The sequence below is a fragment of the Streptomyces sp. NBC_00388 genome (genome assembly GCF_036061255.1).
In the GTDB taxonomy this organism is placed as follows: domain Bacteria; phylum Actinomycetota; class Actinomycetes; order Streptomycetales; family Streptomycetaceae; genus Streptomyces.
Map to the genome: position 1 here is coordinate 571,061 of NZ_CP107948.1, position 24,358 is coordinate 595,418.

Annotated in this window: 13 protein-coding genes; 7 read left to right on the forward strand and 6 right to left on the reverse strand. The window is 72.5% G+C overall.

Features of this window, described 5'->3' with window-relative positions; translation table 11 throughout:
- The first annotated feature begins 48 nt into the window (after positions 1 to 48).
- From OG917_RS02685 to araB, 3 genes are all read left to right on the forward strand, one after another.
- Positions 49 to 2,226 carry an alpha-N-acetylglucosaminidase gene (locus OG917_RS02685; protein ID WP_328315874.1) on the forward strand — a complete coding sequence of 726 codons (2,178 nt, stop codon included), beginning with the start codon at positions 49 to 51 and terminating at the stop codon, positions 2,224 to 2,226.
- A gap of 99 nt (positions 2,227 to 2,325) precedes the next feature.
- The gene (locus OG917_RS02690) at positions 2,326 to 3,834 is read left to right on the forward strand and encodes a right-handed parallel beta-helix repeat-containing protein (protein WP_328315875.1); all 1,509 of its coding nucleotides are present in this window, start codon (positions 2,326 to 2,328) and stop codon (positions 3,832 to 3,834) included.
- 128 nt (positions 3,835 to 3,962) lie between these two features.
- On the forward strand, positions 3,963 to 5,696 hold the full coding sequence (araB, locus tag OG917_RS02695) for a ribulokinase (protein WP_328315876.1): 1,734 nt from the start codon (positions 3,963 to 3,965) through the stop codon (positions 5,694 to 5,696).
- Positions 5,697 to 5,772: 76 nt separating this feature from the next.
- On the opposite strand, the gene OG917_RS02700 is transcribed toward araB, so the two are convergent.
- Complete coding sequence (locus tag OG917_RS02700) at positions 5,773 to 6,228, reverse strand: cyclic nucleotide-binding domain-containing protein (RefSeq protein ID WP_328315877.1); 456 nt, start codon at positions 6,226 to 6,228, stop codon at positions 5,773 to 5,775.
- A gap of 637 nt (positions 6,229 to 6,865) precedes the next feature.
- On the opposite strand from OG917_RS02700, the gene OG917_RS02705 reads away from it, so the two are divergent.
- The 3 genes from OG917_RS02705 to OG917_RS02715 all read left to right on the forward strand — a co-directional run bounded on the left by OG917_RS02705 (position 6,866) and on the right by OG917_RS02715 (position 9,915).
- Positions 6,866 to 7,522 carry a transglycosylase SLT domain-containing protein gene (locus OG917_RS02705; protein WP_328315878.1) on the forward strand — a complete coding sequence of 219 codons (657 nt, stop codon included), beginning with the start codon at positions 6,866 to 6,868 and terminating at the stop codon, positions 7,520 to 7,522.
- Positions 7,523 to 8,062: 540 nt separating this feature from the next.
- Positions 8,063 to 9,607, forward strand: coding sequence for an alpha/beta hydrolase (locus tag OG917_RS02710; protein ID WP_328315879.1), 1,545 nt, complete (start codon positions 8,063 to 8,065; stop codon positions 9,605 to 9,607).
- A 125-nt stretch (positions 9,608 to 9,732) separates the two neighbouring features.
- Entirely contained in the window at positions 9,733 to 9,915 is a 183-nt protein-coding gene (locus OG917_RS02715) for a CsbD family protein (RefSeq protein ID WP_328315880.1), read from the forward strand.
- 63 nt (positions 9,916 to 9,978) lie between these two features.
- Here the strand turns inward: OG917_RS02715 and OG917_RS02720 are convergent, their stop codons facing one another.
- Complete coding sequence (locus OG917_RS02720; RefSeq protein WP_328315881.1) at positions 9,979 to 10,830, reverse strand: DUF5753 domain-containing protein; 852 nt, start codon at positions 10,828 to 10,830, stop codon at positions 9,979 to 9,981.
- 106 nt (positions 10,831 to 10,936) lie between these two features.
- Between OG917_RS02720 and OG917_RS02725 the strand changes: the two genes are divergently transcribed.
- Positions 10,937 to 11,407: an ATP-binding protein gene (locus tag OG917_RS02725; RefSeq protein ID WP_328315882.1), complete on the forward strand. Its 471-nt coding sequence runs from the start codon at positions 10,937 to 10,939 to the stop codon at positions 11,405 to 11,407.
- A gap of 40 nt (positions 11,408 to 11,447) precedes the next feature.
- On the opposite strand, the gene OG917_RS02730 is transcribed toward OG917_RS02725, so the two are convergent.
- From OG917_RS02730 to OG917_RS02745, 4 genes are read right to left on the reverse strand one after another with little or no spacing between them, the layout of a single operon-like run.
- A complete protein-coding gene (locus tag OG917_RS02730) occupies positions 11,448 to 12,248 on the reverse strand; it encodes an ABC transporter permease (RefSeq protein ID WP_328315883.1) in 801 nt (266 codons plus the stop codon).
- The gene (locus OG917_RS02735) at positions 12,236 to 13,279 is read right to left on the reverse strand and encodes an ATP-binding cassette domain-containing protein (protein ID WP_328315884.1); all 1,044 of its coding nucleotides are present in this window, start codon (positions 13,277 to 13,279) and stop codon (positions 12,236 to 12,238) included. Before OG917_RS02735 ends, OG917_RS02730 begins: the two co-directional genes overlap by 13 nt.
- Before the next feature lie 58 nt (positions 13,280 to 13,337).
- Positions 13,338 to 13,544: an MbtH family protein gene (locus OG917_RS02740; protein ID WP_328315885.1), complete on the reverse strand. Its 207-nt coding sequence runs from the start codon at positions 13,542 to 13,544 to the stop codon at positions 13,338 to 13,340.
- Complete coding sequence (locus OG917_RS02745; protein ID WP_328321613.1) at positions 13,541 to 23,860, reverse strand: non-ribosomal peptide synthetase; 10,320 nt, start codon at positions 23,858 to 23,860, stop codon at positions 13,541 to 13,543. Before OG917_RS02745 ends, OG917_RS02740 begins: the two co-directional genes overlap by 4 nt.
- Positions 23,861 to 24,358: the final 498 nt, after the last annotated feature.

The window sequence follows — 24,358 nt, forward strand, 5'->3', positions numbered from 1 at the left end:
TCCCCGGCCAGTGATCCCCGTCCGTCCCACTGCCTCCAGGGAGCCCCCATGGACATCGGCCGACGCACGATCCTCACCGCTCTCGGTGCCACCGCCGCACTCGGCGCCGGACAGGGCGCCGCACAGGCGGCGTCGCCGCCGCCCGCCGCCCGGGCGCTGGCGCGGCTCCTCCCCCGCCACTGCGACCAGGTCACCTTCCGCACCGTGCCGGCCAAGGACGGCGCGGACGCCTTCCGGGTGTCCGGGACGGCCGGCCGGATCCTGGTGGAGGGCACCACTCCCGCCGTGCAGCTCACCGGGGTGCACCACTACCTGAGAGAGACGGCGTACGCGCACTTCTCGTGGAACGGCGAGCAGACCCGTCTCCCCCGGCGGCTCCCCGCCCCGCGGGAGCCGCTGGTCAAGTCCGCCAACGTGGCGCACCGGTTCGTCCTCAACGACACCAGCGACGGCTACACGGGCCCGTACAGCGGCTGGGAGTACTGGGAGCACGAACTCGACGTGCTGGCCCTGCACGGCTACAACGAGGTCCTGGTCTACCTGGGCGCGGACACCGTCTACCACCGCACATTCCGGGAGTTCGGCTACGGCGACGCCGAGCTCAGGTCGTGGATCCCGGGGCCGGCGCATCAGCCGTGGTGGCTGCTGCAGAACATGTCGGCGTTCGGCGGACCGGTGTCCCAGCAGCTCCTGGACCGGCGGTTGCGGCTCGCGCAGCGGATCGCCGGGCGGCTGCGCGAGCTGGGCATGACCCCGGTACTGCCCGGGTACTTCGGCACGGTCCCGCCCGGCTTCGCGGACCGGAACCCGGGCGCCCATGTCGTACCGCAGGGCGCGTGGACCGGCTTCACCCGCCCCGACTGGCTGGATCCGCGGACCGCTGTCTTCGGGCGGGTCGCCGAGACCTTCTACCGGATCCAGAGCGCCCTGCTCGGCGACTCGGACATGTACAAGGTCGACCTTCTGCACGAGGGCGGGGACCCCGGGGACGTCCCCGTCGGCGACGCCGCGAAGGCGGTCGAGAAGGCCCTGCGCACCGCACACCCCGGGGCCCTCTGGAACGTGCTCGGCTGGCAGACCAACCCCCGCCGCGAGATCATCGACGCCGTCGACAAGTCCCGGATGTTCATCGTGGACGGCCTCTCGGACCGCTATCCGACGGTGACCGACCGCGAGCAGGACTGGGCCGGAACGCCGTACGCCTTCGGTTCGATCTGGAACTTCGGCGGGCACACCACCATGGGCGCCAACACCCCCGACTGGACCGCCCTGTACGAGAAGTGGCGCACCAGGCGGGGCAGCGCGCTCGACGGGATCGCGCTGATGCCCGAGGGTGCGGACAACAACCCGGCCGCCTTCGCGCTCTTCAGTGATCTGCCCTGGAGCGACGGGCCCGTCTCCCTCACCGCCTGGTTCGACCGGTGGTCGGCCGAGCGGTACGGGGCGCCCGACCGGCACGCGGCCGCGGCCTGGGACATCCTGCGCCGGACGGCGTACGGGACCACCCGTCAGGACGGCTGGAGCGAGGCCCCGGACGGCCTCTTCGGCGCCCGCCCCTCGCTGACCGCCCGCAGCGGCGCGGCCTGGTCCCCCGGCGGCCTGCGCTACGACACTGCCGAGTTCGCCCGCGCGCTGCCCGAACTCCTCGCGGTACCCGCCTCGTTGCGGCGCAGCAGCGCCTACCGGTACGACCTTCTCGACGTCACCCGGCAGACCCTCTCGCACCACAGCCGCACCCTGCTGCCCCGGATCAAGGCCGCCTGCGACAGTGCCGACCGTGCGGAGTTCCGGCGGCTCACCGCGGAGTGGTTCGTGTGGATGGGACTCCTGGAGGAGACCGTCGCCACCGGCGACCGGTTCCTGCTGGGCCGCTGGATCGCCGACGCGCGCTCCTGGGGCGCGGACAGCGCCGAGAAGGACCGGCTGGCCGGGGACGCGGTATCGCTCCTCACCGTCTGGGGCGGCCGCGCGGCGGCCGACGACGGCGGGCTGCGCGACTACGCGAACCGCGAGTGGGCGGGGCTGGTCGGCGGTCTCTACACACTGCGCTGGAAGACCTACTTCCAGGAGCTGGACACCGCACTGACCGAGCAGCGTGCTCCCCGGGACATCGACTGGTACGCCGTCGAGGACGGCTGGATCCGCGACCACCCCCCGTACCGGGCGGCGCCGTCCGGCGACATCGTGCGTATCGCCCGCCGCGTCGCCGGGGCGGGGCGGGGCTGAGGCGTGCGCCCGCGACCGCCAAGTCGCGTGCACGGAGGTCCAAGTGCCGCACACGTATGTCCATGGCCGGGGCCGCGGGGCGGTGGCTAGCGTCCGGCCATGCTCAGAGAACTGCTGCGAACGAAGGCCGTACTGACCGCGCTGGCGGCCACCGTGGCCGGCCTGGCGCCCACCGCTGCCGCCGCCGAGCACCCCGCGGGAACCACGTACTACGTGGACTGCCGCGGTGGCAGTGACGGCGCTGCGGGCACCAGCGCCGCCCACGCCTGGCGCAGCCTGGCCAAGGCCTCGCGTGCCTATGGCCCGGGCGACCGGCTGCTGCTGGCCCGGGGGCGCAGCTGTACGGGGATGCTCGCCCCCACCGGCTCGGGCACGGCCGATGCCCCCATCCGGCTCGGCGCCTACGGCAGCGGGGCCAAACCGCACATCGAGGGCGCGGGCGCACGGGCCGCCGTGCTGCTGCGCGACGCGGAGGGCTGGGAGATCCGCGACCTGGACCTCTCCGACACGGGCCCGGCCACGACCACGGACCGCCGGGCCGGACTGCTCGTCCTGCTGCGGGACTTCGGCGTCGGCCACCACTACGTCGTCGACGGTGTGGACGTCCATGACGTCAACGGCTCCGACAGCAAGGACCCCGACCCCAGCGGCGGCATCCTCTTCGTGGTGCAGGGCTCCGGCGTGCCGACCCGCTTCGACGGGGTACGGATCACGGGCTCGACGGTCAGGCACACGGACCGCACCGGGATCGGAACGGCCTCGACGTGGAGCCACCGCGCCGAGAACCCGGACGGGACCGGCAGCAGCTGGGAGGCCATCACGGGGCTGGTCATCGACCGCAACACGGTCTCCGACGCGGGCGGCGACGGGATCGTCGTGCAGAACGCGCGCGGGGCACTGGTCGAGCACAACCGGGTGGACGGCTTCAACATGCGCTCCGCCGCCTACAACGCGGGGGTGTGGGCCTGGAACTCGGACGACGTCCTCTACCAGTACAACGAGGTGAGCGGCGGCCACGGGACCCGGGACTCCATGGCCTACGACATCGACGGGGCCAACACCCGCAACGTCTACCGCTACAACTACAGCCACGACAACGAGGGCGGCTTCCTGCTCGTCTGCAACGGCGCGACGACGACCACCGAAGGCAACCGCGTACACGACAACATCAGCATCGACGACCGAAACACCTCGGCCCCCTACGGGGTGATCTCGGTGGTCTGCGGCAGCACCACGGACACCCGTGTCTACCGCAACACCGTCGTCACCTCCCGTCCGGACACCGCGATGGTCTCCGACAACGGCCAGAGCGGGGTGACCTTCTCCGGCAATGTCTTCGTCGGCGCCGGGAGCGGTTCCCCGGTGGCGGACACGCTCAGCACCTACTCCGGGAACCTGTACTGGAACACGGCGCAGCCCCGCGACCCCTCCGCTGTCGACGCGGACCCGCTGCTGCGCTCCGCCCACCCCGCCGCGCCGGACGATGTCCGGCTGCGCCCCGGCTCTCCCGCGCGGGGCGCGGGAACCGCGGTGGACGACGGAACGGTCCGGGACTTCTTCGGTCACCCGATCCCCGCCCGCCCCAGCCTGGGCGCGGACCAGGGGTGAACGACACCACGGGGTGACGGAGGCCTGCCGCGTACGATGACCTGCGGCGAGCGGCGCTCCCGTGCGTCCGCCGCCGACCGGACCGGCAGCGCAGGCCGGCCCCTCCTTATGGGCAGGAGAAGTGAGCCGTGAGCGCAGCGCCGGGGAGCGGCAGGGACCAGGAGTCGTACGTCGTGGGGGTGGACTTCGGCACCCTGTCCGGCCGAGCGGTGGTGGTCCGCGTCCGGGACGGCGCCGAGCTGGGGGCCGCCGAGTACGTCTATCCGCACGGCGTGATCGACGAAGCACTTCCCGGGGGCGGCCCCCGGCTGCCGCCCGAGTGGGCACTCCAGGTCCCCTCCGACTACACCGGCGTACTGCGCAGCGCGGTTCCGCAGGCCCTGGCCGCGAGCGGGGTACCGGCGGACCGGGTGATCGGGGTGGGGACGGACTTCACCTCGTGCACCATGATCCCTGTGACGGCCGACGGCACACCGCTGTGCGAACTGCCGCAGTTCGCGCAACGGCCGCACGCCTACGTCAAGCTCTGGAAGCACCACTCGGCGCAGCCCCAGGCGGACCGGATCAACGCCCTGGCGGCCGAGCGGGCGGAGCCGTGGCTGGAGCGCTACGGGGGCAGGGTCTCGTCGGAGGGCCAGTTCGCCAAGGGCCTGCAGCTCCTGGAGGAGGACCCGGAGCTGTACGCCCGCACGGAGCACTGGGTGGAGGCAGCCGACTGGATCGTCTGGCAGCTGTGCGGGCGCTACGTCCGCAGCGCCTGCGCCGCCGGTTACAAGGGGCTGCTGCAGGACGGCTCCCACCCCAGCGCGGAGTTCCTCGCCGCACTCGACCCCGGATTCCGGGGCTTCGTGGCCGACAAGGTCGACCACCCGGCCGGCGCGCTCGGCGCCCGGGCGGGCGGTCTCACCGCGCGGGCGGCTGCCTGGACCGGGCTGCCCGAAGGGATCGCGGTGTGTGTGGGGAACATCGACGCGCATGCGACCGTGCCCGCGACGGGCGCGGCCGGAGCGGGCCGGATGGTCCTGATCATGGGCACCTCCGCCTGCCACATGGTGAGCTCGCCCGGCCTCCGCCCCGTGCCGGGCATGTCCGGGGTCGTCGACGGCGGGATCGTCCCGGGGCTCTGGGGGTACGAGGCAGGTCAGAGCGGTGTCGGTGACATCTTCGGCTGGTTCGTACGGACCGCGGTGCCCGAGTCGTACGCGCAGGAGGCACGGCGCCTCGGCCGCACGCTCCACGAGCACCTGACCGTGCTCGGCGCCGCACAGGGGGTCGGCGAACACGGTCTGGTGGCCCTGGACTGGCACAGCGGAAACCGGTCGGTCCTCGTCGATCATGAACTCAGCGGCACGGTCGTGGGCCTGACGCTCGCCACCCGGCCCGAGGACGTCTACCGGGCGCTGCTGGAGGCGACGGCCTTCGGTACCCGCCGGATCATCGAGTCGTTCGAGGAGGCGGGAGTCCCGGTCACCGGCATCACCCTCGCCGGCGGTCTGCTGGAGAACACCTTCCTCACCCAGCTGTACGCCGACGTCACCCGGCGGCCCCTCAGCCTGATCCGCTCGTCCCGGGGTCCGGCGCTGGGCTCGGCCATGCACGCGGCGGTGGCCGCTGGGGCCATGCCGGACATCCACGCCGCGGCCGCCGCGATGGGCGGGACCCGCCGGACCGTGCACGAGCCCGACCCGGCCAGGTCGGCGGCGTACGACCGGCTCTATGCCGAGTACTGCCTGCTGCACGACTATTTCGGCCGGGGCGCGAACGACGTGATGCACCGGCTCAGAGAGTTGCGGCGCGCAGCCGTGACCGCCCGGGCGCGGAGCGCAGCGGACCGCGCCGCGCCTCTGCCGTCGCAGCCCTGAGCCGCGGCGCTGCCCCCACAGCCCTCGTCAGTCCCCGGCCGACTCGTCCGCCGGGCCCGGCAGATCCCGGCGGGCCCTATATACCGACGGTCCCGTGCAGCATGTACTGGTCGAGCAGCTTCGTACGGGCGACCTCAAGACGGGTCGCGAGCACCTCGGCGACGGAGCTGGCCAGCGCCAGGCCGAGCTCGTGGTCGCTCTCGCACACTTTCCGGGCGGTGACGGCGTCGAACTCATGGGCCCGGACCGGACTGAAGGCCTCGGCCCCGAAATGCCAGCGGTGCGGGGGAAAGAGCCAGGACCAGCCCAGCAGGTCGCCGACCTCCAGCGTGTCGACCATCACCCTCCCCCGCTGGGGTACGTGCAGATCGAGTGAGACCGTGCCCGTGTGGATGATCCAGAACTTGTCCGCGGGCGATTCCTCTTCGAAGATCCGGGTGTCCTGAGGGAAGAAGACGTCACGGGCAAGGTCCATCAGCCGGTCGCGGTGGGATGCGGGAAGAACGGTCATCAGCCGTGAAGTGGAAGTCATGGGGAGCCTCCTCGCTGAGTGTCCCGCGCGCCATGGCCGCCGTACCGCCGGGTGACAGGCGGGATGCCCTTGCTTCGAGGGTAGCTCCGGTGCCGCCCTCCGTTCCGGCTCCGGGCCCCTCATCTCCCCTCTGCTGAGCCCGGTCCGCCGGGCGGGCCGGGCACGGAGGACCGGGCTCAGCAGAGCCTCACCGCCGCGCGCGGCGATGCCAGGGGCGGGGCGGGCCGACGGGGGCTCCGCCCACCGGCTGCGGCGCCCCCGTCTACCCGCGCCGGCGGCCGGAACGCGTCCCCAACCCTGTGACCCACACAACTCCGTTGGCGATTCGGGGCTCTTCGCCAGGTGACACCAGCCACAGGACCTAGGTCACTTACGACCCGCGATAGTCGTACCGCATCCCCCGCCCCGCACGGCAGAACAGGCATGATTTCGGGCATTTCACCTCATCTCACGATGAGAGGTAGTACAGAGGGGCATTGCCTCCGCCGAAACCGGGCGCTAACCATAGATCCCGGCAAGCACCGAGTACGAGCCAGCGACCCACGCCAGACGGCGAACGCGGCAGAAGACCCTCGGTTCCCATCCATTGCGCCGCCGAAGGCCGCAACGTCACGTCCCCCACCTGGAAGAGGCCAGCATGCCCCGCATCTCCATCCCCCGCTCGACCCGTACGCACAAGATCGCCGCCGCCGTCCTCGTGACCGTGGGAGCCAGCACCGCGCTGGCCGCCACCGCCGAGCCGAGCAGCGCCCAGATACCCGCGGCGCACGCCGCCGTCTCGGTCAAGCCGGTCTCCGCCAACGGCCTTCCCGCGAAGGACGCGCCGAAGAAGGACACCACGAAGAAGGCCGCGGCCAAGCCCGCCAAGAAGAACGACAAGGACGAGAAGGCCGCGAAGAGCAAGGCCGCAGCCAAGAAGAGCGCAGCCAAGAAGGGTGCGGTCAAGCACAAGGCCGCCGCGCCCAAGCGCTACACGAACAACCTCGACGGCTGGATCAGGGAGTCGCTGGCCATCATGAAGGCCAAGCACATCCCCGGCACCTACGAGGGCCTGCACCGCAACATCATGCGTGAGTCCAGCGGCAACCCGAACGCCGTCAACAACTGGGACATCAACGCCCAGAACGGCGTCCCGTCGAAGGGCCTGCTGCAGGTGATCCAGCCCACCTTCGACATCTACCATGTCTCCGGAACGGCTGACAAGCTGACCGACCCCGTCGCGAACCTGACGGCCGCCGCCAACTACGCGGCCCACCGTTACGGCTCCATCGACAACGTCAACTCGGCTTACTGAGACGGAGATCCACCGCGATCACCGGCGGGCTCGTGACGCCCCCGCCCGCGCGGTCCGTCCCCGGCCGACAGCGAAGTCGGCCGGAACACCGGCCCGGTGAGCAGATCCGGGCTCAACACACTTGACCAGTATCCGCGTTGGGCTGCGGAAGCCACACGGAACAGGCCCCGCCGTTCCGCCCGGCCCGCAGACCCACCCGGACACCACCGCGCACGGCCTCCCGGGCCCACGGTGACGACGGACGTGCCGTCCGCCTGAGTGGACGACACCAGCACAGCCCCGCACGGCTCATGGCGGGCGGCCTCCACGGCTGCCCGCCATGAGCCGTCCGCGTTCCGGCATCGGCGTTCACCGGGACAGACACCCGTCCAACACTCCATCAGGTTGAGCGTTCTCACGGGACTCAGACGACACACTCAGGGAGTGAACGCCCCATCGTCGTGCTGAAAGGTTCATCTCCGTGGATAGCTCCGGTGTCGACAACGCCGCTGTCGCAGACGTCGTACGGATCCGGCAGGCCACCCGCCGGCCGGCCGCCGCATGAAGGCCCTGCCCCAGCACAGGTACGGGCCGCGCCGGACACGGCTCGCGCTGGCAGTCGTCGCCTCCCTGCTGGCCGGGGCGGTCGCGTGCACCGGCTCCGCCGAGCGCCGTACGGCGGGTCCTCCCACCGCGGGTATGCGCGGCGGGGCGGGGGTGAAGTGGGGCGCCTGTCCGGCGACGGAGGCCGGTTCGGGCACCCCGGTGCGCCGTGACCCGCGCCAGCAGTGCACGGCCGTCCGGGTACCGCTCGACTACCACCACTCCGGTGGCCGCCGTCTCACCGTCGAGGTCTCCCGGATCCGCTCCGGTGCCCACAGGCCGCTGTCCCTCATCACAGGTCAGGGCGGCCCGGGCAGCAGCGGGCTGGACCTGCCGTCGCTGGCCGTGTCCACGCTCCCCCCGCGCGTCACCCGGGCCACCGACCTGTACGGACTCGACTACCGGGGTATCGGTCACAGCACCCCGCTGAACTGCGGTATCGCGGGGACGGACCGCACCGCGGCCACCGGTATCCCCTATCCGGCGGCCGACGGGAGCATCGATGCGAATGCCGCGTGGGCCCGGCGCATCGCAGGTTCCTGCGCCCGGCGCGCGGGAGCCGCGCTGCCCTTCTTCAACACGGTGAACATCGCCCGCGACATCGACAGGATCAGGACCGCGCTGGGGCTGCGGACACTGTCGTACACCGGGACCTCGTACGGAACTTTCGTCGGGCAGGTCTACGCCTCGCTGTACCCGGTGACCTCGGGCCGTGTGCTCCTGGACAGCGTCGTCCCGCCGGGCGGCGTGAAAGCGGCCATCCAGAACAAGGGACGTGGCGTCGAGGACGCCTTCGGCGGCTTCGCACGGTGGGCATCGGCCCGGGACGGCAGCTACCACCTGGGCGGTTCGGCGAAGGACGTGCGGCGAATGGTCCTGTCCACCGTGCGGGAGCTCAACACGGCACCGTTGCGCCTGATGACCGGGGAGAGCCTCACCGGCAATCTGCTGCTGGAGGCCGAGCAGGTACTGCTCGAACAGCAGGGCAACTTCCCGGGGCTCGCCGAACTGCTCGCCGCGGCCCACACCGGTTCGATCCCGGCGGGGGTGACGTCGAAGCTCCCCTTCGGCAGCGTGCTCCCGGACAACTTCGTCAGCGCACAGGACGCCATCGCCTGCAACGACAGCGTCTGGCCGAAGGATGTCCCCGGCTACCGGCGGGCCGTCGCCGGCAGCGCGGCGCGGTTCCCGCTGACGGCTGGGTCCCCGGCGAACATCTGGCCCTGCGCCTTCTGGCCCGTGGCCGGTTCCGACCATCCGCCGAAGCCGGTGGCAGACGGTCCGCACAACATCCTGCTGACCCAGAACACGGAAGACCCGTCGACCCCGCTCAGCGAGGCCCGCCGGACGCTGCGCGCCTTCGGCGGCCGGGCCGCCATGGTCACCGTCGAGGCGACCGGGCACGGTGTGGCCATGACGAAGGGGTGCGCCGCCGATGCCGTGGCGGACTTCCTGCTGAGCGAGTCGCCCGTGCGGCCGCGGCACTGCCGGGGGGCGCGGTAAGGGCCGGGAGTGCGGTAAGGGCCGGGCAGCGGTGCAGCTGCGCGATCGGATGCGATATCGGGCGATATGCCGGGAACGGTCCTACCGTGGGCTGGTCAGTGATCCGCACCGCATGAGGAGCAGCAATGGGCGACGACAGCGCCATGGACAAGATCAAGGGCAAGGCCAAGGAAGCAGCAGGGAAGGCCACCGGCGACAAGCGCCAGGAGGCCGAGGGCAAGACCGACCAGGCGAAGGGCAAGTCCAAGGGTGCTCTCGATGACGCGAAGGACCGCGCGGAGGGCATGAAGGACTCGTTCAAGGACTGAGCCCCGCACGGAGTGCGGGCCCCTGCCGTCCGGCCGGGGCCCGCACTCCGTGTGCCCTGCTCGTCACGCCGGATCCACGGCCACCGCGGGCAGGGCGGTGCCTGCCGCGGGCGCCACGCCGCAGGCGGAGTCCAGCAGCATCCGGTACGCGGAGACGACCGCCCGGTCCTGGGTGACCACCGCTTCGCCGCCGGGACCGCCCACGACGGCATGGTCCGGGATCTCCGGGACGGGGAGCCGGATCAGTTCGAGCGACGGCGCCCCGGTCAGCGCGTGCGGCCCCGCCGTCAGCGGCATCACCTGGAGGGTGATGTCCGGCCGCGCGGTCTCCTGACGCAGGGCGTCCAGCTGCTCCCGCATGACATCCGGGGAGCCGACGGAGGTGTACAGCGCCGCCTCGGGGATGAGCGCCCACAGGACGGCCCCCCGCTCCCTGAGGCGCTCCTGCCGGGCCCGGAGGAGTTCCGCTCGCCGCGCCAGTACGGCGGGTGATGCCCCAGGGCGCCTCACGGCATCGACAGCGGCGGCGTACGCGGGGGTGCGCAGCAGGTCGGGGACCAGGGCGGGGTGCCACATGCGGATCACACCGGCCGACGACTCGATCCCGATGAGGTCACGCTGCCAGGCCGGCAGGACGTCCCGCCAGCGGTGCCACCAGCCGGGCTCGTTCGCCCTGGCCAGGCTGGCCATGATCCGCCGGGAGTCGTCCGCCGGATGGTCGTAGTACGCCAGGAGATCCCTGACCTGCCCGGCGTCCAGAGCGGTCTCCGCCCGCTCGACGCGCCGCACGGTGGCCTCGGAAAGATCCAGCGCGGCGGCGACCGCGGCGAGGCCGCAACCGGCGCGTTCGCGGGCCAGCCTGAGCTGTTCCGCGACGACACGGTGCTCCAGGGTCGGGCCTGAGCGGGCTCTCACGGCGTCCCTCTCCTTCGCGGCGAATCCGGGCGACCGTCCTGTCACATTCCGTATGATTCACACTCTGACACTTGCAGAGTATGCCGAATATGCTGATAGTGCGTATATGGCCGAATTCGATGGTGATGCCACTGACGCGCGTTCCGACGACACCGACGACACCGACGACACGGCGTACCGCTGGTCGATGCCGCGCCTGTCCGAGGGGGTCGTCGACTCCCGCCGGCACGTCCGCGATGCCATGCAAGCCTGGGGGGAAGCGGAGGAGCGGACCGAGACCGCCGTCCTGCTCGTCTCCGAGCTCGTCACCAACTCCGTTCGCTACAGCGCCCGTTCGGCGACCGTACGGTGCTGCCTGCGGCGCACCTGCTCCCGGATAAGAATCCAGGTGTGGGACGCGGGCGGCGACGGCATCCCCTCGCAGCGCCGTGCGCCGCAGTGCGAGACCGAGCCGGACGGAAGCGTCCACCCCGAACTTTCCGAGCGCGGCCGCGGTCTGCTGATCGTGACCGCCCTGGCCGCCGCCTGGGGCACCAGCCAGGAAGCCGGCGGCAGGCTGGTCTGGGCCGACATCTGACCCGGGCGACAGCCCGCCCGGCCCCGGCGGACGCCTTGGATCAGCGCACCGTGATCCGGTGGAAGCGCCGCAACGCCAGTGCCATGAAGGCTCCGGTGATCGCGCACGCGCACAGCAGCGCGTACGGCAGCGCGTGCACCACCGGCCACGCGGCGTCCACCGGTACTCCACCGGGCGGCGGGTTGCCGAAAAGCGCGCGGACCGCGGTGGCGGTGGCCGACACCGGGTTCCACTCCGCGACAGCCTTCAGCGGCCCCGGCATCGTGTCCGTCGACACGAACGCCGACGATATGAAGGTCACCGGGAAGAGCCAGATGAGTCCCGCGCTCTGCGCCACCTCTACGCTGCGGGCCATCAGACCGATGGTGGCGCCGACCCAGGACATGGCGAAGGCGAAGAGCAGGACCAGCAGGTAGGCGAGGGCCGCCTCGGCCGCGGAGTTGGCGATGCGCCAGCCGACGAGCAGCCCGCAGAGCGATGTCACGGTCAGCGTGACGACGCTCATGGTCAGGTCGGAGAGGGTCCGGCCGAGGATCACCGCCATTCTGGGCATCGGCAGCGAGCGGAAGCGGTCGACGATGCCCTTGTCCATGTCGTGGGCGAGTCCGAGCGCGGTGAAGGCCGCGTTGAACGTGACCGCCTGGGCGAAGATCCCGCCCATCAGGAAGGTCCGGTAGTGCACCCCGCCGAGGCTGCCGCCGAACACATAGGCCAGGAGCAGGACGAACATCACCGGCTGGACGAGTGCGGCGATCACCGACCCGGGGGTACGGCGCAGGTTGAGCAGATTGCGCCAGGCGATGATGGTGGCGTCCCTCGCCACCCGGTTCAGCGCTGCCACGGCTTTTCCTCCTCTGCTCCTCCGGCGGTGACGACCGCTGCCACGGGCTCCGCCGGGAGACCGTCAGCGGCGGTTCGCGGCGACGGGCCTCCGGTCAGTGCGAGGAAGACGTCGTCAAGTGTGGGCGGCGCCAGTTCCACGTCCTGGACGGTGATGTCGGCCAGCCTCAGGCACCCGAGCGCGTACTCCAGGGTGTGCGCGCCGTATTCGGTGGTGACCGTGAACCGGCCGGTGCGCTGGTCCAGTTCGGGTTCGGGCACCCCGAGCGAGCCGAGAATCCCGAAGGCCCGCGACCTGGCGTCCGGGTCGGGGACGGTCAGCGCGAGACGTTCGCCGCCCACCCGGGCCTTCAGCTGGGCGGCCGGGCCGCGGGCGATGACGGTGCCCCCGTCGATGACGAGGATGCTGTCGGCCAGCTGGTCCGCCTCCTCCAGGTACTGGGTGGTGAGCAGGACGGTGGTGCCCGCACCCACGAGTCGGCGGATGGAGTGCCAGGTGTCGGCCCGGCCCCGGGGATCGAGCCCGGTGGTGGGCTCGTCAAGCACGACCACCGGAGGCCTTGCCACCAGGGCGCCGGCCAGGTCGAGGCGTCGGCGCATGCCGCCGGAGTACGTGCCGCTCGGCCGGTCGGCCGCCTCGTCGAGGCGGAAGTCGGCGAGCAGTTCGGCTGCCCGGCGCCGGGCAGCCGCCCGCCGCATTCCGTAGAGGCGGGCCACCAGGTAGAGGTTCTCGCGCCCCGTGAGCTTCTCGTCCACGGCGGCGTACTGTCCGGAAAGACCGAGCCTGCGGCGTACACCGTCCGGGTCCACGGCCACGTCGCGGCCGGCTATCCGGGCGTGTCCGGCATCGGGCCTCAGCAGCGTGGACAGGATCCGCACCAGGGTGGTCTTGCCGGCCCCGTTCGGGCCGAGTACGCCGAGGACGGTCCCGGCCTGGGCTTCGAGACCGACGCCCCGGAGGGCCTGTTTCGCACCGAATCTCTTGGTGATCCCTTCTGCCTGGATCGCTGGGGACGTCGGCTGAGCCGTCATCACTGCCTTTCGTCGGGGGCGGGGGCGCGTCTCGTACACCGGGTCTCCCGGCGGCGGGTCAGCCGACGGGGATACGTGCGCTGCGCGGTGTCAGGTCCGTCCAGTGCTGGTCGACGTATGCGAGGCAGGCACCGTGCTCCGCGGGGCCGTACACCGCGTCCCACCCGGCGGGCACCAGGGCGAACGACGGCCACAGGGCGTGCTGCCCCTCGTCGTTGACCACGACGCGGTGCTGGGTCTGCGGGTCGTCGAAGGGGTTCGTCATGACGGATCTCCTTGTGCGGTGCGGTGAGTGGCGCGCAGGGCTGCGGCCACGGTGGTTCCGATCTGTTCGCGGGCAGCGGGCTGCATCATGCGGGCGTGGGCGCAGGGCACGTCGTGGTTGTCGATGGGGCCGGTGATGTACGGCGCCCAGAGGCCGGTGCCGAAGGTGCCGGCGGGGCGGCCCTCGGTGGCGGTGAAGAAGAGCGCGGGGCCGTCGAAGGTGCGGGGTGTGTAAGCCCGCATCAGCCGTGCCTGGCCTGCGAAGTTGTCCACCATGTGGTCGATGGTGGCCGGTTCGAGTGCGCCCAGGGGGCTGCCGGTGCGCCGGAACTCGTCGCGTACGGTCGCGGCGTCCACGGCCCCCTCGCCGTCGAGCGCGGCGCCGTCCACGCCCAGGTTGCCGAGCAGCGCGCGGAAGACCGTGTCCCGGTCGGCGCTGTCCAGGTCGTCGAGCGGTGCCACCGGGAACGCATCGAGGATGGTGAGCAGAGCCACTTGCTCCCCGGCCTCCTGGAGCTGGACGGCGACTTCCTGGACCACGTTCCCGCCGAACGACCAGCCGAACAGGTGGTAGGGGCCGTGCGGTTGGACCTTCCGCAGCTCCGCCGCATAGACCGCGGCCATCGCCTCGATGCTGTCAGGGAACGGGGCACCGCCGTCCAGATTCGGGGCCTGGAGCCCGTACAGCGGGCGGCCCTCGTCCAGGTGCGGAAGCAGGCCGGCGTACGACCAGGCCAGGCCGCCCGCGGGGTGGACGCAGAACAACGGGGGGCGGTCGCCCGCCGTACGCAGCGGCAACAGCGTGGTCAGCGCGCTGTCGGCGGCTCCGTCGAGCCGGTCAGCGAGCCCCGCGGGGGTCGGGGACTCGAACAGGGCGCGGATGCCGAGCTCCGCGCCGAGCGCCGTGCGGATGCGGCCGATGAGGCGGGTGGCCAGCAGCGAGTGCCCGCCCAGTGCGAAGAAGTCGTCGTCGATGAGGACCTGTTCGAGCCCGAGCACCTCGGCGAACAGCTGGCAGAGCACGTCCTCACGCGGGGTGCGCGGCACCCGGCCTGTTCCGTCGTCCCGGGTGCGGGGCGCGGGCGGCGGGAGGGCGGCGCGGTCGAGCTTGCCGCTCGGGGTGAGCGGCAGCTTGTCCAGGGCGAGCCAGCCGGACGGGACCATGTACGCGGGCAGCAGGCGGGCCGCGTGATCGCGGAGGACGGCGAAGCCGGCCGGGTCGGCGCCCGCGGCGGGCACCACATAGGCGGCCAGCGCGGCCCCGGCACCGGCGGTCTCGTGCACGACCACCGCGGCCTCGTCGACCTGCGGGTGCGCCGCGAGTACCGCGGCGATCTCGTCCGGCTCCACGCGGAAACCGCGGATCTTGGCCTGGTTGTCGGAGCGTCCGGCGAATTCCAGCGCGTCGTCCCGGGTCCTGCGGGCCCGGTCACCGGTGCGGTACATGCGGCTGCCGGGCGGTCCGTAGGGGTCGGGCAGGAAAGCGCGGGCGGTCTCGGCCGGGCGGCCCAGGTATCCCAGCGCCAGGCTGTCGCCCGCCAGGTAGAGGTCACCGGTGACGCCCGCGGGTGCCGGCCGCATCGCGTCGTCGAGGACACGCACACGGGTGCCTGTCACAGGGGAGCCCAGTACCGGGCGGGCCGCTGCGGTGAGCAGGGCCTCCAGGGTGTCGACGGTGGCCTCGGTAGGACCGTAGAAGTTCCAGCTCTGCGTTCTGGGGGCGGCGCTCAGCTCACTCCACAGCTCCTGCGGCACCGATTCGCCTCCCAGGATCAGCACGGCCGGGTGGTGCTCCCCCTCGGCGAGCAGCCCGCTGTCCAGGAGCTGCCGCGTATAGGTGGGGGTGGTCTCCAGTACGTCGATGCGGTCCTTCCTGACGCTCGCGACCAGGGCTTCCGGGTCGCGCCGGGTGAGGTCGTCCACGAGGTGCAGGTGGTGGCCCGCGAACATCCAGAGCACCGGGTCCCAGGCGGCGTCGAAGGAGAGCGTCGCGGTGAGCGCGGCGGTCAGGCGGGCGCGGCCCGCGGTGCGCGCGGCCGGTGTGAAGACGTGGTCACGGTGGTGCTCCAGGAGGCGGGCCAGGGAGCGGTGCGCGACGAGCACACCCTTGGGCCTGCCGGTCGAACCCGAGGTGTGGATCAGGTACGCGGGGTCGCCCGGCGCGGGGCGGTGCGCAGGGCTCGGAGCGGAGAGGGCCAGGGTCCGCGCCGACCGGTCGCTGTCGAGGACCGTTCGGTGCCACGGCCCGGGTATCCGCCCGGCGGTGTCCGCCACGGTGACGACGGTCCGCGGGCGGGCGTCGTCGAGTATCGCGGTGATGCGCCCGGCCGGCAGGCTCTCGTCCACCGGAGCGTGCACGGCTCCCGCCTTGAGTACGCCGATGAGCGCGGCGACCGAGTCGGTGGAGCGGGGCAACAGGACCGCGACCGGGTCACCGGGGCGCACCCCGTCGCCGGTGAGGAGCGCTGCGATGCGGTCGGAGCGGGAGTCGAGTTCGGTGAAGGAGAGGCTGCCGTCGGGCGCGGTGACCGCGATGTCACCGGTGCGCGCGGTGGCGACGGTCCGGGCGAAGCGGTCGAGTACGGTTCCGGCTTCCTCCGGTGCGGCCCGTCCGTCACCGAGGGCGAGCAGACGGCCCTGTTCCGCGGCGGAGATCAGCGGGAGGTCGCGCAACGGGGTGTCGGGCGCGGCGGCCGCGCCCTCGACGAGGTGTACGAACCAGTCCGCCAGGGAGCGGGCGGTGGCGGTGTCGAAGAGGTCCCGGCTGAACTCCAGCGTCCCTTCGAGCCGGTGGGCGCCGGCCTCCCGTTGCTCGGTCAGGCTCAGCGAGAGGTCGAATTTGGCTCCCCCGGTGCCGACCCCGCTCATGTGCGCCTGCAGGCCCGGCAGTTCCAGCTGGGGCTGGGAGGTGTTGTTGAGGGTGAGCATGACCTGGAAGAGGGGGTGCCGGCTGAGCGAGCGATCGGGCCTGAGCTCCTCCACGAGCCGCTCGAAGGGAACGTCCTGGTGGGCGTAGGCCGCCAGGTCCGTCTCGCGGACCCGGCCCAGCAGCTCCCGGAAGGTGGGCGCGCCCGTGGTGCGGACGCGCAGGGCCAGGGTGTTGACGAAGAACCCGACAAGCCCGTCCAGTTCCTCGTCGGTCCGTCCGGCGACCGGTGTCCCCACGGTGATGTCGTCGCCGGCGCCGGTCCGGTGCAGCAGGGCGGTCAGCGCCGCGTGCAGCACCATGAAGGTACTGGTGCCGGTGGAGCGGGCGAGCCGGGTCACCGCGTCGGTGGTCTCCGGTGAGAACCGCAGTGGGACGGTGCCGCCCCGGCCGCTGGGACGTACGGGACGGGGGCGGTCGGCCGGCAGAACCGTGTCGGCCGGTGCGGAGACCAGTTGCCTGTGCCAGTAGGCCAGCTGGCGCGCGGCGAGACTGTCGGGGCGGTCGGCGGCGCCGAGAACGGCCCGCTGCCACAGCGCGTAGTCGGCGTACTGGACGGGCAGCGGCGCCCAGGCGGGTGCGCGGCCTGCCAGCCGGGCACTGTAGGCACCGGCCAGGTCCTGTGCGAGCGGTCCCATCGACCAGCCGTCAGCAGCGACATGATGGACCGTCAGCAATAGTACATGGCGGTCATCGGACAGCGCGAACAGCTCGGCCCGCAGGGGCAGTTCGTGTGCGAGGTCGAAGGGTCGGACAGCGCCGGCGCGGAGCGCGTCGGGAAGCCCGGACGGGTCGGCCGGTGTGACCGGGAGTTCGGGCCGCGCTCCGCCGGGGGCGAGCACGGTCTGGTGGGGTTCGCCCCCGGTCTCCTGGATGAGCGTACGCAGACTCTCGTGCCGGGCCACCACGTCGGCCAGCGCGGCACGCAGGGCGGCGCGGTCGAGCCTCCCGGTCAGCCGGATCGCGACGGGGATGTGGTACGCCGCGTCACCGGGGTCCATGCGGTGCAGGAACCAGAGGCGCTGCTGGGCAGGGGAGAGTGGCAGCCGGTCGGGGCGGGCAGCCCGGCGCAGCGCGGGCCGTGCGGCACCGGCCTCCCCGAGCCGTTCCGCCAGGGCGGCGGGTGTGGTGGCCTCGAAGAGCGTACGGACGGGCAGTTCCCCGCCGAAGGCGGAGCGGATCCGGCCGACGAGGCGGGTGGCCAGCAGGGAGTGCCCGCCCAGGTCGAAGAAGTCGGCCGTGCGGGCGACGCGCGCGTGTCCGAGGGTCTCGGCGAACAGCGCGCAGAGGATCTCCTCCTGCGCCGAGCGCGGCGGGTCGGCCGTCTCGTCGCTCTCGGCCACGGTGTCCGGCAGGGCGGCGAAGTCGACCTTGCCGTGCACGGTCAGCGGCAGCCCGGGGACCGGAACGACCGACGACGGGACCATGTAGGCGGGGAGGCGCCCGGCCACGAACTCCCGCAGGACGCGCGGCGAGAGATCCTGACCGTCGCAGGGGACGGCCCACGCCACCAGCCGTCCCGTGCCGGACGCGTCGGGGCGTACGGCCACAGCGGCCTGGGCCACTCCGGCGTGCCGCAGGAGCGCGGCCTCGACCTCGCCGGTCTCGACCCGGAAGCCGCGGACCTTGACCTGGCCGTCGGCGCGGCCGGTGTACTCCAGGTGTCCCGAACGGCGGCGTACCAGGTCGCCGGTCCGGTACATCCGCACGCCCGGGGCGCCGAAGGGGTCGGGCAGGAAGCGGGCGGCGGTGGCCGCTGCCCGGTTCTCGTACCCGCGGGCGAGCCCGGTTCCGGAGAGGTAGAGCTCTCCGGTCACGCCGGGGGCGACGGGACGCAGCCGGGAGTCGAGCACCCTCGCGCTCATCCCGTCGACCGGCCGGCCGATGTGCGGCCTGGTCCCGGCGGTGATCTGTCCCATGACGCTGTCCACGGTGGCCTCGGTGGGCCCGTACAGATTCCAGACGGTGACGTCCTCCAGCTCTCCGAGCTCGTCCCAGAGCGCTTCGTTGACCGCTTCACCGCCCAGGGCGAGCACCCGGGGGCGAGGTCGTCCGGGTGCGAACAGGCCGCAGGCGCGGAGCTGTTCGAGGAAGGAAGGGGTGGTCTCCAGTACGTCGGTCATGCTCGTGTGCAGATACCCGGTGAGCGCCTCGGGATCGCGCCGGACGGCGTCGTCCACGAGATGCAGTTCGTGGCCCGCGACCATCCACAGCAGCGGGTCCCAGGAAGCGTCGAACGTCGTCGCGGCGGTGAGGGCGACTCGCAGCGCGAGCCCGTTGTTGGCCCGCTCCGCTGGTCCGATCAGCCGCTGCCGGTGGCTGGCGAGCAGGGCCGCGAGCGACCGGTGTTCGACGACCACGCCCTTGGGGCGCCCCGTGGACCCCGAGGTGTACAGCACATATGCCGCGTCGCAGGGGCGGGGCGGTCGCGGAGCCGGGCCTGCGGTGCGAGGCCGCGGCGTCCGGTCGCCGATGAGGAGTCTGCTGTGCTCCGTCGCGGGCAGGGCGGCGGCCGTGTCACCGGTGGCCAGGACCAGGGCCGGTGCGGCGGTGTCGAGGATGAGCCGGTTGCGGGTGTGCGGGTGCGAGGGGTCGAGCGGGACATAGACCGCGCCCGCCCGCAGCACACCGAGCATGGCCACGATGTGCAGCGAGGTGCGCGGCAGCGCGACGGCCACCCGGTCACCGTGCCGGATGCCCGACTCGTGCAGCAGAAGGGCCAGTTCCTCCGTACGGTCGTGGAGGTCGCCGAAGGTGAGGGTGCGGCTGCCGTCGACCACGGCCGTACGGCCGGGGGTGACGGTGGCCTGCGTCCCGAGCACGTCCACGACCGTTCCGGGTGTGTCACCGGGGCCGGGGTGGCCGTCCCGGGACGGAGCGTCGCCGTCGGCCGGGGCGCCGAGCGCGGCGGTGCGCTCGGGGTCCGTGAGGAAGTCCGCGTCGGTGACCGGCAGGTCCGGGCTGTCCAGCAGGGCGCTCAGGAGACGGGCGTAGTGCCCGGCGAAGCGTTCGGCGCTCGCCCGGTCGAAGAGGTCCTCGTTGTACTCCAGTTCACCGGTGATCCCGGCGGGCACCCCCGCCGCGTCATGGTGCTCGGACAGGTCCCAGGTCAGGTCGAATTTCGCACCGGTGCGTCCGATCGCGGAGTCGTGGCGAGCCTGCAGCCCGGGCAGGGAGACCACCGGGGAGGGCGCGTTGTTGAGGCTGATCATGACCTGGAAGAGCGGGTGGCGTGCGGGGGTACGCGGCGGGTTGAGCGCCTCGACCAGTCGCTCGAAGGGCAGGTCCTGGTGGGCGTAGGCGCTCAGGTCCGCGCTCCTGACCCGCCTCAGCACCTCATGGAAGCCGGGCGCTCCGGAGATGTCCGTGCGCAGGACGAGGGTGTTGACGAAGAAGCCCACCAGATCGGCGAGGCTCTCGTCGGTGCGCCCGGCGACCGGGGTGCCCACCGCGATGTCGTCCCCGGCCCCCAGACGGGCCATCAGGACGGCGAGGGCGCTGTGCAGCACCATGAAGCTGCTCGCACTGCCGGTGGCGGCCAGCTGCGCGAGGGCCCGGTGGGTGGCGGCGTCGATCCGCAGCGGAACGGTGGCGCCCCGGCCCGAAGGGCGCGCCGGGCGGGGCCGGTCGGCGGGGAAGGAAACCTCGGCGGGCAGCCCGTCCAGGGCTGTCGACCAGTGCTCCAGCTGCTTGCCCGCCAGGCTCTGCGGGGCTTCCGGGTCGCCGAGGAGAGCCCGCTGCCAGAGTGCGTAGTCGGCGTACTGCACCGGCAGCGAAGCCCAGTCCGGTTCCGCGCCGCCGCAGCGTGCGGCGTAGGCAGCCGACAGATCACGCAGCAGCGGCCCCATCGACCATCCGTCAGCGGCGATATGATGCAACGTCAGGATCAACAGGTGCGTCCCTGCGCCCTCGGACGTCAGCTCCGCCCGCAGCGGAAGGTCACGGTCCAGGGCGAACCCGCTCCGGTCGGTGCCGGTGGGCGCGGCGGCGCCGGCCGGGGTCAGCAACGGCACCCGGATGTCCTCCGGTGCGAGGACCCGCTGGTAGGGGCCCTCCCCGTCCTCGGCGAAGACGGTGCGCAGACTCTCGTGCCGTCGTACGACGTCGTCGAGCGCGCCGGACAGCGCCTCCCGGTCCAGCGATCCGGTCAGCCGCAGTGCGACCGGCAGGTGGTAGGCACGGCCCCCTTCTCCCATCTGCTCCAGCAGCCAGAGGCGCTGCTGGCCGAAGGAGAGCGGGATCCGTGCGGGGCGCGGCGCCGCGGGTGTCACGGCGGGCCGTGCTCCGCGCGCGGTGTCCAGGAGCGCGGCCAGGCCCGCGGGAGTGGGCGCCTCGAAGAGTGAGCGGATCGGTATCTCGGCACCGAAGCGCGCACGCACCCGGCTCACCAGCCGGGTCGCCAGCAGGGAGTGGCCGCCCAGCGCGAAGAAGTTGTCGTCGCGGCCGGCCCGCGGCAGCTCCAGACACTCCGCGAAGAGGGCGCACATCGCTGCCTCGTCGGGCGTGCGGGGCTCGCCACCTCCCGGGGCCGCCACGGGTACGGCGCTCGGGAGCCCGGCGGTGTCCAGCTTGCCGTTCGCAGTGAGCGGCAGGCGGTCGACGGCCGCGTACGCAGTGGGCACCATGTGTTCGGGCAGCACGTCGGCGAGGGCGTGTCGTACGTCGGAGAACACCGGCACGGACCCCGGGCGCCCCACCAGGTAGGCGGCGAGCCGCTCCACTCCCCCGTCCGCCGGGGCGAAGAGTGTCACCGCGGCTTCGTCGACACCGGGCAGGGCACGCAGTGCGGACTCGATCTCGCCGGTCTCGACGCGGTATCCCCGCACCTTGATCTGCTGGTCGCTGCGGCCTGCGAACTCCAGGGTGCCCTCGTCGCTCCAGCTCGCCAGGTCCCCGGTGCGGTACATCCGGCTGCCGGGCGCACCGAACGGGTCGGGGAGAAAGCGGTCCGCCGTCAGTCCCGGGCGGCCCGAGTATCCGCGGGCGACGCCCTCGCCCGCGAGGTAGAGCTCACCGACGGTGCCGACGGGCAGCGGGTGGAGCGCGGAGTCCAGGACGTAGGCGTGCGCACCGGAGACCGGCCGGCCGATCGTCGGGGCACCGCCGGAGATCCGGGTGGTGACCGCGTCGACGGTCGTCTCGGTGGGACCGTAGAAGTTGAACACCAACAGATCCTGGTGGCGGGCGAGTTGCTGCCAGAGCTCGTCGTCGACCGCTTCCCCGCCGAGTGCGATGACCCGGGGCCGGTGCACGGGAGAACCGAGCAGTCCCGCCGTGATCATCTGCCGGAGATAGCTGGGCGTGGTCTCGATGGCGTCGATGCGCCGGTCCACCAGGAACGCCACGAGCGCCTCCGGGTCCCTGCGGGTGTCGTCGTCCACGATGTGCAGCTCGTGTCCTGCCAGCATCCACAGGACCGGATCCCAGGACGCGTCGAACGAGGTCGCCGCCGTGAGAGCGACCCGAAGGCGCCGGCCCAGCGCCCGCTCCGCCAGGGTGTGGGCCTCCCTGCGGTGGTGCGCCAGCAGGTTGCTCAGGGACCGGTGCTCGACGACCACGCCCTTGGGGCGGCCGGTGGAGCCCGAGGTGTAGATGACGTACGCGGAGTCACGGGGCCCGGGCATCGTGCGGCCGACCGGGCCGGGCGGGCCAGCGGCGTCCGGCCCGACCAGCGGCAGCACGCCCGCCGGGTCCGTACGGCTCGCCGACTCCCGCGTCGCGACCAGCGCGACCGGGCGGGAGTCCTCGATCATGTAGGCGATGCGGTCGGCGGGGTAGGTGGGGTCGAGCGGCAGATAGGCGGCGCCCGTACGCATGACGGCGAGCATCGCGACCACCAGGTCGGCCGAGCGGGGCAGCCCGACCGCGACCCGGGTGCCAGGCCCCGCGCCGACGGCTGCGAGCCGTGCGGCGAGCGCGTTCACCCGCGCGTCGAGCGCACCGAAGGTGAGCCGGACGGTGCCGGACACCACGGCGGTGTCCTGCGGCCGCTCGCGGGCCTGCGCGGCGAACTGCTCGGGCAGCGTCCCGGTGGCGGCGGCGCCGGGCCCGCCCGGGCCTCCGGAGTCCCCGGCGCCCAGGTCGATGAGCCGTCGCTGTTCGGTGTCGCCGACGGTCCGCAGCGAGCCGATCTGCCTGCGGGGGTCCTCGGTGAACCGCTCGACCAGGCGCAGCAGCCGGTCGTGGTGGTCCGCCAGTTCCCGCTGCGTGTACAGCCGGGGGTTGCCCAGCAGATCGATCCGCAGCCCGCCGCCCCCGTAGGACGCGTGCACAGCCACGACCATGTCGTCGACCGGGCCGACGGAGAGGTTGTGGAGTGCGGCCGTGTGGGGTCCGAAGCGGAGGGTGTCGTCGAACGCCAGGACATTGACCGAGGGCCCGGCCAGGCGGCCACCGGCGCCGGCGAGCCCGCGGTCGCGGCGCAGGTCCTCGGCGGGGTAGCGCTGGTGCCGCAGCACCTCACGGGCCCGCGCCGACGCACGCTTCGCCACCTCGCTCACCCGGTCGGACGGGGAGACCGGCAGCCGCAGCGGCAGGATGTTGGACAGCATGCCGGGCGTCGTACGCGCCACGGCGGTCCGCCGCCCGGTGACCGGCAGCCCGAGCACGACCTCGCGCACCCCGCGACTCCGCTGGAGGTAGGCGGCCACCGCTGCCATGAAGAAGGCGGGCCAGGCCACACCGGAGGTGCGCGCGGCCGTGCGCAGCCGTTCCGCCGCGTCCGGGCCCATCGCCCCTCTCACGGCCAGGAATCCGTGGCCGATGCCTGACGCCTCCTCCGCGAGGCCCACCGCGGCGGGAGCACCGTCGAGGTATCCGTCCCAGAACTCCTTGTCGGTGGAACGGAGTCCGGACACCTCATAGGCGCGGTCCTCGTCGATCAGCGGCTCAAGCGGCGCGGGCAGTGATGCGACGGGTTCCGGTTCCGGCAGGGTCAGCCTCGTGTACGCGTCGGCGATACGGCCGAGTGCGAGGACCGCGCTGTATCCGTCCAGGGCGAGGTGGTGCACCTGCTGGTGGAAGAAGTGACGGTCGGCGGCGAGCCGGTAGAGCGTCATCCGCACGAGCGGCCCCACCGCCGGGTCGGCGGCCGTCGCGAGGTCAGCTGCCATCAGGCGCTGCGCCTCGCGCTCCGGGTCAGAGTGGCCGGAGAGGTCGACGAGCGGTACCTCGATCCCGCTGTCCCCACTGATCCGCTGATGGGGGACACCGTCGTGCTCACCGAAGGTGAGTCTCATCGCGTCCGTCTCGCCGGCTACGTGCCGCACCGCCTGCCCGAGGAGAACGGGATCGACCCGGCCCGGGATGACGGCGTACTCCGCCACGTTGTACGACGGGTTGCCCGGGTCGAGTCGCTGCGCGAACCACAGCCCCCGCTGAGCGGCGGTCAGCGGGAGGACCGCGCCCCGGCTGTCGTCAACACGGCTGTCGTCAACACGGCTGTCGTCGGTCTGTGCGTGGGTCAAGCGGAACTCACCTCGGGACTGGGGGCCGGAGGGCCGACGAAGGATGCGGGGCGCCGGCCGGGAAGGGGGAGGGCGGTAGCGGGTTCATCCCGTGGGCCGCCCCGGTGGGTACGCGTCCCCGTGCACCGGTCCCCGGCGGGCCCGCCGCAAGCCCCTTCGACCGGTCGGTACTCCAGCCCCTCCACGACGAACCACAGCTTCTGCCTCCTATGCCGACATCGCGTCATCTGCGCCATCAACACATCGTTCGGAGCCGGGAGCACCATGGACTGCGCCTGTGCCTCAGATCACATTCCGGGTCATCAGCCGGGCGAATCGGGCCTGTCCATCAGCGAGTCGAGCCCGGGGCACCCGGGAAGAGAGCTGGGTCACACCGAGCCCTGCGGCCAAACCGCGCCGGCCTCCGCGCCGAACGACTGCGAA